Source organism: Thalassomonas sp. RHCl1 (assembly GCF_947387555.1).
Classification (GTDB): domain Bacteria; phylum Pseudomonadota; class Gammaproteobacteria; order Enterobacterales; family Alteromonadaceae; genus Thalassomonas.
Genome location: NZ_CANDNZ010000007.1, coordinates 320,841 through 333,819 on the forward strand (window position 1 = coordinate 320,841; position 12,979 = coordinate 333,819).

General features: G+C 50.3%; 7 protein-coding genes. All 7 read left to right on the forward strand.

Annotated elements, in window-relative coordinates:
* Positions 1 to 4 precede the first annotated feature (4 nt).
* The 7 genes from QL234_RS20435 to QL234_RS20465 all read left to right on the forward strand — a co-directional run bounded on the left by QL234_RS20435 (position 5) and on the right by QL234_RS20465 (position 12,910).
* A complete protein-coding gene (locus QL234_RS20435; protein ID WP_281559623.1) occupies positions 5 to 601 on the forward strand; it encodes a Maf family protein in 597 nt (198 codons plus the stop codon).
* Between the two features lie 8 nt (positions 602 to 609).
* Positions 610 to 2,076 carry a ribonuclease G gene (gene rng, locus QL234_RS20440; RefSeq protein WP_281559624.1) on the forward strand — a complete coding sequence of 489 codons (1,467 nt, stop codon included), beginning with the start codon at positions 610 to 612 and terminating at the stop codon, positions 2,074 to 2,076.
* A 124-nt stretch (positions 2,077 to 2,200) separates the two neighbouring features.
* Positions 2,201 to 6,157 carry a YhdP family protein gene (locus QL234_RS20445; protein ID WP_281559625.1) on the forward strand — a complete coding sequence of 1,319 codons (3,957 nt, stop codon included), beginning with the start codon at positions 2,201 to 2,203 and terminating at the stop codon, positions 6,155 to 6,157.
* On the forward strand, positions 6,150 to 6,986 hold the full coding sequence (locus tag QL234_RS20450) for a carbon-nitrogen hydrolase family protein (protein WP_281559626.1): 837 nt from the start codon (positions 6,150 to 6,152) through the stop codon (positions 6,984 to 6,986). Before QL234_RS20445 ends, QL234_RS20450 begins: the two co-directional genes overlap by 8 nt.
* A complete protein-coding gene (tldD, locus tag QL234_RS20455; RefSeq protein ID WP_281559627.1) occupies positions 6,979 to 8,418 on the forward strand; it encodes a metalloprotease TldD in 1,440 nt (479 codons plus the stop codon). Before QL234_RS20450 ends, tldD begins: the two co-directional genes overlap by 8 nt.
* Before the next feature lie 269 nt (positions 8,419 to 8,687).
* Positions 8,688 to 11,822, forward strand: coding sequence for an efflux RND transporter permease subunit (locus QL234_RS20460; protein ID WP_281559628.1), 3,135 nt, complete (start codon positions 8,688 to 8,690; stop codon positions 11,820 to 11,822).
* Positions 11,819 to 12,910, forward strand: coding sequence for an efflux RND transporter periplasmic adaptor subunit (locus QL234_RS20465; RefSeq protein ID WP_281559629.1), 1,092 nt, complete (start codon positions 11,819 to 11,821; stop codon positions 12,908 to 12,910). The genes QL234_RS20460 and QL234_RS20465 overlap by 4 nt, the downstream gene beginning before the upstream one ends.
* Positions 12,911 to 12,979: the final 69 nt, after the last annotated feature.

The following is a 12,979-nucleotide window of genomic DNA, read 5'->3' on the forward strand; positions in this document are numbered from 1 at the left end:
AACCATGAAGCTGGTTTTAGCCTCCAAGTCCCCGAGAAGAAGCGAGTTGCTTGCCCAGCTCGGTTATCAGTTTGACTGTATGGCCGCGGATATCGATGAAAGCGTGCTCGCCAATGAATCCCCCGGGGATTATGTAAAGCGCCTTTCCCGGGAAAAGGCCCTTGCCATCGCCAATACCTTTGAAAAACAACAGGCAGCCAATAGCTTGGTGCTCGGCTCAGATACCGCTGTGGTGGTGGATAATGTCATCTTGGGGAAACCAATTGACTTAAATGACTGTCAAAGAATGTTAGCTATGCTTTCCGGACGCAGCCATCAGGTGATCACAGGTATAGCCGTGGCGCACGGGCAGGAGATCACCAGTGAGCTGGTGGTGACCGATGTCAGTTTCAAAAAACTGACGGCGCAGGAGATAAGCCGTTACTGGCAAACGGGAGAGCCGCAGGATAAAGCCGGATCTTATGGTATTCAGGGCATTGGCGGGCAATTCGTGACCGGGATCCGGGGTAGTTATTCTGCTGTGGTTGGGCTACCGTTATATGAAACAGCACAAATGTTGCTTGCTTGCGGTCTGCCCACCCAAGTACAAACAAATCAATAAGGTTCAAGATGAGCGCAGAGTTACTGGTTAATGTGACCCCGAGTGAAACCCGGGTTGCCCTGATTGAAAATGGGGTGCTCCAGGAAGTGCATGTCGAGCGGGAAGCGAGACGGGGTTTGGTAGGTAATATTTATTTGGGTAAAGTGATCCGGGTTTTACCCGGGATGCAGGCGGCGTTTATTGATATTAATCTCGACAAGGCGGCATTTTTGCACGCCTCAGATATCAACTCGAAACTGATCACGGCGAAAAACGGCAACGAAAATGACCAGGTGCCGGATATCCGCACTTTAGTGCATGAAGGCCAGTATTTGATGGTGCAGGTGGTGAAAGATCCCCTGGGCACCAAGGGTGCCCGGTTAACCACAGATCTTACCATAGCCTCCCGTTACCTGGTGTTGATGCCGGGGGCCCATCATGCCGGGATTTCCCAGCGCATTGAAGATGTTAATGAAAGAAACCGCTTAAAAGGTATTGTCAGCGAATATTGCGATGACCAGCATGGTTTTATTGTCAGAACCGCGGCAGAAGGCGCAGATGAGCCGGATTTAAAACATGATGCCGAATTTTTGCGTCGTGTCTGGGAAAAAATCCAGGAACGAAAACAAAGGAAAGTGGTCAAAACCGCCCTGTACCAGGATTTATCCCTGGCATTTAGGGTGATCCGGGATGTGGTGGGCATTTCGCTGGAGCGTATTCGTATCGACTCTAAATTAAGTTTTGATCAGTTGGCGGACTTTACCCGGGAATTTGTCCCCGAGCTCACTTCGGTATTGGAATATTATCCCGGGGAAAGGCCGATTTTTGATTTGTTCGATGCCGAGCGGGAAATTCAGCGGGCCCTGCACAGGAAAATTGAACTGAAATCCGGCGGCTCTTTGATTATCGATCAAACAGAAGCCATGACTACCATAGACATCAATACCGGGGCGTATGTCGGGCACCGTAACCTGGAAGAGACGATTTTCAGTACCAATATCGAAGCGACCCAGGCAATTGCGCGCCAGTTAAGGCTGCGTAATCTTGGCGGTATTATTATTATCGACTTTATCGATATGAACAGTGAAGAACACAAGCACAGGGTATTGCACAGCCTGGAGCAGGCGATGTCCAAGGATAAGGTCAAGTTCAGCGTGCATGGTTTCTCTTCCCTGGGGCTGGTGGAAATGACCCGAAAACGCACCCGGGAAAGCCTGGAGCATGTGTTATGCAGCGAATGCAGTGTCTGCTCCGGCCGGGGGAATTTAAAAACCGTAGAAACCGTTTGTTTTGAAATTCTACGGGAAATCGTTCGGGTTAACCGGGCCTATGATGCGGATAAGTTTATTGTTTATGCCTCCTCCGAGGTCAGTGAGTTCCTGGTGAATGATGAATATCATAACCTGGCGGAGCTGGAAGTGTTCATCGGCAAGTTGATCAAGGTACAGACCGAGCCCATGTATAACCAGGAACAATTTGATGTCATCATGATGTGACCGCGGTTATCGTGTAAAATAGGGAGTGTTGCCATAGTTTTGAGCATATTCAATACCGTGGTCTTTGTGTTTTTGTATAGAAGGTAAAAGGTTAAGTGATAATGTTAATAGGGTGCCTGAAAATTTGAGTGTTTCAAAGGTATTAAATCTTTGGTTGAATCGCCTGTATAAAACCGTTGCGATCTTGCTGGTGCTGACCGCGGTTGTGATCAGTGCCTTGCGCCTTATGCTGCCCTATGCCCATAACTATCGGCAAAATTTTCAGGAATACCTGAGTGACACCTATCAGAGCCAGATCTTAATTGGCAGTTTATCCATGGACTGGCAGGGGCTGGGGCCTGTGCTGGTGGCAAACAATGTCAGCTTGCTGCAGTCGGATGCCGTGAATGTTTTTATCAAAAATATTGATATCCACCTGGATTTTTGGGCCAGTATCCGCGCCCGGCAATTGATCACCCATGATTTTACCCTGGCGGGGGCCAAGGTGGTGGTAGACCCAGAGTTATTGCTGGAGCAGCAAGATAATAACAGCGAGCCCCCGGAAATCGGCAAATTAACCGATCTGTTTCTTGAACAGATAGAGCGTTTCTCTTTACGCAATTCCCAGATTATTCTACAAACCCGGGAGCACAGCTCTACCTTCCTGATCAGTTACCTGGACTGGGTCAATAAAGACAGCCGCCACCAGGCAAAAGGGGATGTGATTCTCGACGGCATTACTTCTAACAATTTAAAAGTGCAGCTTGATATCAACGGCAGCGACAGTGCAGAAATGTCCGGGCAGATTTTCCTGGCCGCGAACCAGGTCAATATTACCCCCTGGCTTGCCGATGTGCTGGCAACCGAGATAGACAATACTGACTCGGTATTAAATTTTAATGCCTGGCTGACGATAGAAAACGGTGTTGCCGGCCAGTTACAGCTGGTGTTGGGGGACAATGAAATCAGCTGGCAGGATAAGGAGGTCCATCATCAGCTGGCCATCAGTGAAGGGCAGTTTTTTGCTACCGACTTAAACAACTTTAATCAGTTCAGTTTGCAGTCATCGCCGCTGGCGCTGAGTATCGATCAGCAGAAGCTGCAGCCTTTTACCGTGCAGGCGCAAAAGCTGGGCTCTAATCTTTTTACTTATTTATCCTATGTAGACTTGTCCGGGTTACGACATTTTTCTTCTTTGCTGGTAGATAATGAAGAAGTGAATCAGCTGATCGCTGAAATGGCGCCTGTGGGCAGGTTAACGGATATCTATTTACAAAAACAAAGTGAAAAACTGCAACTGGTGGCGAATTTTAATGATATCAGTACCGAATATGGCTCAGGTATCCCGGGGATAAAACACGCCTCCGGCAGTATCTTGTTGGCGGATCAGCAATTACAATTGGATATTCATGCCAGTGGCGGCGCCCTGGACTTCCGGCAACACTTCCCGCGGCCAATTCCTTATGACAGTTTAAGTGCCTCTGTTTTTGCTCAAATGGGCGATAACGGCTGGCAGCTTAACGTGCAAGATATCCGCTTGATGTCGCCGGAAGTGGAACTTTCCGGCGAGCTGGCGCTTGACGGGGCGGATGATAACCCGGTAACCATGTCGCTGCTGGCATCGGTAGAGAATGTTGATGCCGCCAATGTCCGGTATTATTACCCCCATTTGCTGATGGGCAAAGACCTGGTGGGTTATCTCAATGAGGGGATTGTTTCCGGGGTTATTCCCCAAGCCTCGGTATTATTTAACGGGCCGCTGCAGGGATTCCCTTTTACCGGCCCGGTTGACGGTCATAGCGGTATTTTCACCGTAGATGCCGAACTGGAACAGGCGCACTTTCAATTTGATCCCTTATGGCCGGCAATTACCGATTTTTCCGCCAACCTGAATTTTACCAATGACAGCATGTTGATCACGGCACGCGGCGGTGAGCTGACCGGAGTAGATGTCACCGGTGTTGAAGCCGAAATCAAGAGCTTGTCACAAGAGCAGTTGCTGACGGTTGATGCCCCGATAAACCAGGTGTCACCTGAAGCGGTGACCGAGTTGATGCTGTTAAGCCCGATGAAAGACACGGTAGGTGCAACCCTGGAACAACTTGCGGTGTCGGGCCCCGTTTCCGGTGAGTTTTCCCTGAGTATCCCGCTGCAGAACCCGGACGATACCCTGGCCAGCGGTGTGGTGGACTTTATCGATAACCGTATCGCCCTGCAGGCACCCGAAATGGACTTTCGTGATGTCAGTGGCCGGTTAACCTTTGAAAATGATGTGCTGGCCATAGATAAGCTGGCCCTGAACTGGCGCGGCTTGCCTCTGAGGCTTAAGGTAGCGGCGGCTGACAAGTCTGAGTATTACCATACAAAAATTGATATTGATGCCAACTGGCAGGATAAACTCTGGCTGGCACAGTTGCCGTCTGAGCTTCAACAATATGGCGGCGGCGCCCTGGTGTGGCAGGGGGATTTGTCGTTAAATATGCATCATGACGGCGGTTTTTCCTATGACTTTTCCCTGGCTTCGGATATGGCGGCAACCGAGCTGATGTTGCCGGATCCCTTTTCCCTGGCTGAGACAGAGCAAACCGCTTTTAGTGCCAAAGTTTCCGGGCAGCTTAACCAGTCGACCATCAATGCCAATTTGGGCGAGCAGCTGAGTTTTTACGGCGTGCTTAACCATGACAAGGTGCAATTCTCCCGCGCCCATCTGGTGCTGGGGGATGAAACTATGCTTTTGCCTATGGACGGCTTCCATATTACCGCCAAATTAGATCAGGCCAAGGTCAGCCAGTGGCAGCCGCTGATTTTAGATATCCTCGACAGTTTAGAGACAGGTACCGGGGCGGACGATGAACCCGGCTTGTTGGCCCAACCGGAACGCATCCGCGGCTCGGTGGGCAGTTTAGATATTGTCGGCCAGGCATTAACCGAGGTGTCTTTTAACCTGTTAGATCAAGAGAATTGGTGGTTATTGCAGCTTAATGCCAAAGAGGCCCGTGGCCAGATTAAATTTTATCCTGACTGGTATGGTCAGGGGATAGATATCGATGCGGACTTTTTGAACCTGAAAACAGCAGCCGGCGCCGAGGAAAGCACAGAGCAAAGCGCACAAAGCATTCGCGCGGAAAACGATATTATTTTTGCCAATGTACCGCCGATGCGGGTACATTGCGATGCCTGTCGCTTCGATGAACTGGATTTCGGTGAGTTGGATTTTGAAATCAGCCATAGCCGGGATGATGTTATCGAGTTGAAAAATTTTGTTTCACGGCGTGACAAGACCCGGTTGACCCTGGAAGGGGAGTGGAGCCATAACCAGACCAGCTCAGAGACAAAAATGAGCGGTTTGTTTTCCACCAAGGATGTCGAGCATGAAATTGAAAAGCTGGGCTTTGCCTCCATCATTAAAGACAGCGGCGGTAAAGTTGAATTTACCGCCAACTGGCCGGGAGGGCCGCAAAATTATGCTTTGCAGGAACTTAACGGCGATGTTTCCGTCAAGATAGATGACGGCTATCTGGCGGATGTCAGCGATAAAGGCTTGCGTATCCTGTCGGTACTGAGCTTGCAGTCGCTGGTACGTAAGCTGACCCTGGATTTTCGCGATATCTTCAGTGACGGTGTTTTCTATAGTGAAATCAAGGGAGATTTTCGTATAGAGCAGGGGGTGTTATACACAGATAATACTATGATGAAAGGGACGGCGGGTGATTTGACCATGAAAGGCAATACCCGTCTTGGCGAAGAGTTGCTGGACTACCGTATGTCCTACAAGCCTAACCTGACATCGAGTTTGCCGGTATTGGCCTGGATCGCCACTTTGAATCCGGTCACTTTTTTAGCCGGTATCGCCATAGACGAGGTGTTTACCTCCAAGGTGGTGTCAGAGCTTAATTTCGAATTAACCGGCAGCATCGCCGAGCCGGATTTACAGGTGGTGAACCGTAAAACCAAGGATATCAGCGTTGGTCGTTCAACCCCGCCGAAGATCATTGAACCGCCCGAGGTTACACCTGAGGTAAGCGGCAAGAAAAAGCCAGACGGCCAGGGAAATAAACTCCCGATAAACTATTTACAACAAGCGAAGGAAATCGATGGTTAAATTATCAGCAGTTCAGTTATGCTCAGTACCGGATGTTAATGCCAACCTGGATGCCATAGAGCAGCAGTTACAGTCATTAGAGATTGCTCAGCAGCATTTAGTGGTTGTGCCCGAGTGTTGTTTGTTTTTTGGCGCCCGGGATGTTGATCAGTTAACCCTGGCACAAGAGACGGTGGCAAACGACTCACTGCGCCTGGGGTTGGCAAAGCTGGCACAAAAATACCGGGTCCACCTGGTGGGGGGCACGATACCGACCTTAACCGAGCAGGGTGATAAATTTACCAACAGCAGCTGTGTGTTCTCTCCCGAGGGCGAGCAGTTGGGGCGCTATGATAAGATTCATTTATTTGATGTCCATGTCCAGGATAACGAAAAGCATTATTTTGAATCTAAATATACCCAGGCGGGTAAATCGGTAGAAGTGGTCAAGACCCCTTTTGCCAATGTCGGCTTATCGGTTTGTTATGACTTACGTTTCCCGGAATTATATCGTCAGCTCAGGAGCCGCGGTGCTGATATTATTACCGTACCCAGTGCCTTCACCCGGGTAACGGGCAAGGCGCACTGGCAGACCCTGTTGCGCGCCAGGGCCATCGAAAACCAGGTCTTTATCGTGGCGGCAAATCAGGAAGGCATACATAAAAACGGTCGTGAAACCTGGGGTCATAGCATGATCATCAGTCCCTGGGGAGAGGTTTTATCTTCCCTGGAAACCGGTACCGGCGTGGCGACCGCCGAATATTCGAGTGAAGAACTGGTCAAGGTACGCGAAAGCATTCCAGTGTCTGAGCATAACCAATTTAAAACAGAGTTGATGTCTTATGAATAATGTTGAGCAGGAGCTCTTAGGCGATAGTCAGATTGATGAAGCCGTGTTAACCAAAACCCTGGAAAGCTTTCAGCAAAAGCAAATTGATTATGCCGATCTGTATTTTCAGGCGAGCCAGCATGAATCCTGGATGCTCGAAGACGGCATTGTCAGGGAAGGTTCTTATAACATTGAACGTGGCGTCGGTGTCAGGGCGATTTCCGGTGAAAAAACCGGGTTTTCCTATTCCGATGATATTTCATCGCGGGCATTGCAGCTGGCTGCCGATGCCGCCAAGGGCATAGCCCACAGCGGTCAAAGTGCCAGGGTTCAGGCATTTAAGCGGCAAAGTCCGATCCTGACCTATGCCGCGGTAGAGCCGTTATCGAGTTTGACCCAGGAACAAAAAATCAGCCTGATGCATGAGGTAGAAGCTCATGCCCGCGCTACAGATAAGCGGGTACAGCAGGTAATCGTCAACCTGTCCGGCGTTTATGAGAAAGTGCTGGTGGCGGCAACCGATGGCACCTATGGCACGGATATACGGCCTTTGGTTCGCCTTAACTGCTCTGTGCTGGTGGAAGAAAACGGTAAACGTGAACGGGCCAGCTCAGGTGGCGGCGCCCGCACCGATTATAGTTATTTTTTTGAAGCCGAAAACGGCAAGGCCCGCTATCTGGCTTATGCCGAAGAAGCGGTGCGCCAGGCGCTGGTAAACCTGGTGGCCATTGAAGCCCCGGCTGGCAATTTACCTGTGGTATTGGGCGCCGGCTGGCCGGGTGTGCTATTACATGAAGCGGTAGGCCATGGCCTGGAGGGAGACTTTAACCGTAAGGGCTCGTCGGCGTTCTCCGGCAAGGTGGGCCAGCAGGTAACATCCGAGCATTGTACTATTGTAGACGACGGCACCATCAGTAACCGCAGGGGCTCGGTTAATATCGATGATGAAGGCACGCCGGGACAATATAATGTTTTAATCGAAAAAGGCATCTTGAAAGGTTATATGCAGGATAAACATAATGCCGCCTTAATGGGAGTCAAGCCCACAGGCAACGGCCGTCGTGAATCTTATGCCCACCTGCCGATGCCGAGAATGACCAATACCTATATGCTCGGCGGTGAGCACACGCCAGAAGATATTATCAAGTCGGTGAAAAAAGGCATTTATGCCCCGAATTTTGCCGGTGGCCAGGTGGATATTACTTCTGGTAAATTTGTTTTCACCAGCTCGGAAGCCTATATGATCGAAAACGGCGAAATCACTTCGCCGGTTAAAGGCGCCACCCTGATCGGCAGCGGTCCCGAGGCGATGAAAAATGTCAGCATGGTCGGCAATGATCTTAAGCTCGATGCCGGGGTTGGTATTTGCGGTAAAGACGGGCAAAGCGTGCCGGTGGGTGTCGGTCAGCCGACCTTAAAAATTGATGAAATGACCATAGGCGGTACTCAGTAGTTCCCCCCTCCTTACCTGACTTTCGGCGGTTTGAACCGCCGAAAGCTGGTTATCAAGCAGATTATGGCTAATACTGATAAGGTTATTATGGACACACCTGATCAGGTTATTAGGGATAATGCTGTTAGTATTGTTGATTGATTCTATTTGTAACCCTTTGTTACAGGATTTGTTTTCACCGTAGAATTAATGCTGTTCAACCTGTTTTTTCTCAAACTCATCCCGGTTTTTATATAATCGCGAGCAGATGATAGATTTGAGAATTAATAATGAATCTTACCCGAACCGCCTTGAAAAACCCGGCAGCGGTGATAGTGATCGTTGCCCTGGTCATGGTCTTTGGCCTGTTAAGTGTTTTTAAACTGCCCATCCAGTTAACGCCGGATATCGAACAGCCGCAAATCAACATCAGTACCGGCTGGCGCAGTGCCGCGCCGGAAGAGATGGAGTCGGTGATCATCGAGCCCATTGAAAATGTTGTGAAAAACACACAAGGGGTCACTAAAGTAACCACCAGTATCCAGCGCGGCTCTGGTAACATCACTTTGACTTTTGATGTCGGCGCCGATATGCAAAGGGCGATGCTGGATGTGATCAATAACCTCAACCAGGCGCCGCCCTTGCCTTTAGATGCTATAGAGCCTGTGGTTTCTGCCGGCGGCGGCCAGGGGGGGCCGAATACCGCCTCACTCATGATCAAGACCTTACCGGGTAATCCCGACACCGACATGGGACAATACCAAAAGCTGATTGAAGATGTGGTCCAGCCCAGGTTTGCCCGTATCCCGGGGATGGGGCAGGTGAATTTGGCCAGCTCGCGGCCAAGAGAGCTGAGGATTTCTTTTGATCCCCTGCGCGCCGCTTCTTTGGGCATCAGCATCAGTGATATCAGCAATACCGTGGCCCGTGCCAGCGATGTCTCAGCCGGTACTGCCAAGGTCGGCCGCAGGCAATATACAGTGCGTTTTGCCGGTAAATACAGCGTTGAAAACCTGACCGAGATGATAGTGGCCTACAGCGGTAACCGGCCGATTTACCTTAAAGATATCGCCACGGTGGAAAATACCCTGGTTGATCGTTTCGGTTTTAACATGCGCAGCGGCCAGCCTTCCTATTACTTTACCGTCAAACGGCAAAACGATGCCAATACCGTGGCGTTATTGGATGAAATCAACCTTGCCATAAAAGAGCTCAATGAAGGGCCGATGAAAGCAGCCGGGTTGACCATAGACTTAAGCTTTGATTCTTCGGTTCATATCCGCAATGCCCTGAAACTGGTGCAAAACAATTTGGGACTCGGGGTCTTGCTGGCGCTGATCATCTTATGGCTGTTCCTGCGGGGCTTGAAAAATACCCTGATCATTGCCACCACTATCCCAATTTCCCTGCTGGTGGCTTTTGTCGCGCTGAGCATTTTTGACCGTAGCCTCAATGTGATTTCTTTGGCGGGTCTGGCTTTCTCGGTCGGCCTGGTGCTTGATGCCGCGATTATCGTCCAGGAAAATATTGTCCGCTTCCGCAGTCAGGGGCTGGATAACCATAAGGCAGTGATGAAAGGCACCTTGCAGGTGACGGGGGCATTATTTGCCTCCACCGCCACCAGTGTCGCCATTTTCTTGCCTATTCTTTTTATGGAAGGCATCGAAGGCCAGTTATTTTCGGATTTGGCGCTGACTTTATCGATTGCGGTGATCGCCTCCCTGGTGGCCGCTATCAGCGTTTTACCTATTGCCAGTAAGTTCTGGTTAAAAGACAGCGAGCAAGCGGATCCATACGCCGGCTACTGGGATAAATTAACGCGTCTGGTGATGGCGTTAACCAACAGTGTTACTAAACGTTGTAGCTGGATTGCTTTGCTGGTGGGGGGGTCGATCGCCGTTGCCGTTATGCTGATGCCAAAAACCGATTTTATGCCCCGTGCACCCATTGACGGTTTCTTTTTCAGCTTGAATATTCCGCCCGGGGGCAATGTTGAAGTTATCGAGCATGAACTGGCTAACCTGGTAAAAGAGCGCCTGGCACCTTATTTATCCGGAGAACAAGAGCCCAAAATTAAAAGTTATAACTTCTATTCCTATGGCGCAGGTGCCACCGGCGGTTTTATTTACTCAGATGACCCCACCCGGGTGGAAGAATTGATGTCCGTGGTGCGCACCAAGGTACTTAACGACTTGCCGGATACCCAGGTATTCTTGTTCCGGGGTTCTATGATCAATGTTTCCGGCGGCGGAAACGGTCGCACCGTGGATATCGACATTAAAGGGCCGGATATCGAACGCCTGATGGCGGTCGCCGGTGCCGGTATTGCCGCTATCAACGAACATATGCCTGATACCACAGCCTTTCCTATTCCCGGCTTAAGCCTGGCAGAGCCGGAATTAAAACTGGTGCCAAAAGATCAGCGGATTACCCAGGCGGGACTGACCCGCCAGGATGTCGCCAATGCCATCCGCGCCTATACCAGCGGTTTATTTATCAATGAATATTTTGACGGCAACGACAGGGTCAATGTCATCCTGCGCGGCGAGCAATGGCATACCCCGGATGAACTGGCGGCTTTGCCTGTGTATTCGCCTTTTGCCGGTATCCAGACCATAGGGGAGCTGACCGATATCACCCGTACCGCAGGCCCGACCCAGTTAAGGCGGGTGGATGGCAAACGTACCATCAGTTTGCAGGTATCGCCGCCGGCTAATATGTCGCTGGAAGAAGCGCTGAAGGTGCTCAATGAGAAAGTGATCCCGGTGATGAATAAAGATTTGCCGGCCAATTCATCGATTCTGTTAAGCGGCAATGCCAATAAAATGGCCTCGGCCATCAATGACATGATTAAAAACTTCGCGCTGGCGTTGATCATTTTATTTTTATTGATGACGGCTTTATTTAAATCCGCCAAAGACAGTTTGCTGGTATTGTTGGTGATGCCGCTTGCGGTTGCCGGCGGGGTTATCGCCCTGAATATCCTCAACCTGGTGACGTTCCAGTCGCTGGATTTACTGACCATGATAGGTTTCATTATTTTATTGGGTCTGGTGGTAAATAATGCCATCTTACTGGTAGATCAAACCCGTGATGGTCAAAGGCAGGGCTTAGATAAAACACAGGCGGTGGCCCAGGCGGTACGTCTTAGGGCCCGTCCGGTTTATATGAGTACCTTAACCAGTTTATTCGGCATGTTACCGCTGATGACCATGCCGGGGGTAGGCAGTGAAATTTACCGCGGCCTGGCGACCGTTATTGTCGGCGGCATGGGGGTAAGTGCGATATTTACCCTGGTATTATTCCCAAGCTTACTAAGAATGGGAGAAGATAAAAAACCGCAGGAACAGGGGGGAGAACCACAAAAAACCAATATAACTCCTTTGCATTCGGAGCAAGTATTACCGTCTAGGAGCGCATCATGAGCAAGTTACGCCAATATTTCTATCAGAGTAAAAACAAGAGTAAATCCCGGTTACTTGCCGCGGGCATTTTATTTTCCCTAAGCGCCTTATCCTCCTGGACTTGGGCACAAGAGGCCCCTGCCAGTCCGGTGAAGGTCGATACCGTTACCCGGGAAGTGCTGGCCGCCACCGCAGATCTTATGGGGACGGTTTATAGCCGCGCCGACGTGCAAATCACCGCAGGTGTCAACGGCCGTTTGGCCTGGCTGGCAGAGCCCGGCAGTTATGTTGAGCAGGGAGAAGTCCTGGTGAAAATGGATCTCTTGCCTTTGCAGCTGCAACAGGCAGAGCAAAGGGCGGAAATTAAGCGGGCAGAGATCAATATGCGTTACCAGCAGCATGAATTATCCCGGTTAACAACTTTGGCGAAAACCAAGGCGGCTTCGCAGTTTCAGCTGGATCAAACCCAGTCCCAATACGATTTGGCGGTTATGGATATTGAAATTGCCCGCTTGAAACTCAGGCAAATAGAAGACCAGCTGAGCCGGGCCACGGTATTAGCTCCTTACAGCGGTGTGGTAACCGAGCGTTTGGTACGTGCCGGTACCGATGTTAACCGCAGTGATGTTTTGCTTAAATTTCTCGATACCGAGCAACTGGAAGTGAGGGTTTATGTGCCGGTGAAATACTTGTCTTATGTACGTAAAGGAAAGTCTTTGCATTTAAGCGCCACCGGACAGCAGGTAAATGCCGCAGTGACAGCAGTGATCCCAAGTGCCGATCACAGGTCGCAAACCTTTGAGGTGCGTCTTGCTCTGCCGCAGCACCTCAATGAAGCCTGGACCGCAGGCCAGCTGATCAAGGTTGGCGTACCGGTACAAAATACCGAGGCGGCATTGACGGTGCACAGGGACGCCCTGATTTTACGTAAAGACGGCACATATGTGGTCAAGGTGGACAGTGATAACAAGGTCCGCCGCCTGCAGGTGTTAGTTGGTGAAGGGGTCAGGGACAGGGTTAGTATTACCGGCGAATTGGCTGATGGCGATAAAGTGGCAATCCGTGGCGCTGAACGTCTCAATGAAGGACAAAGTGTCGTGATACAATAGTATTGTTATCTCGGTGGCGACAGGCAAAGGAGAAATAAGTAGAGGCAGGCACTCGTCCTCTGCTTGATA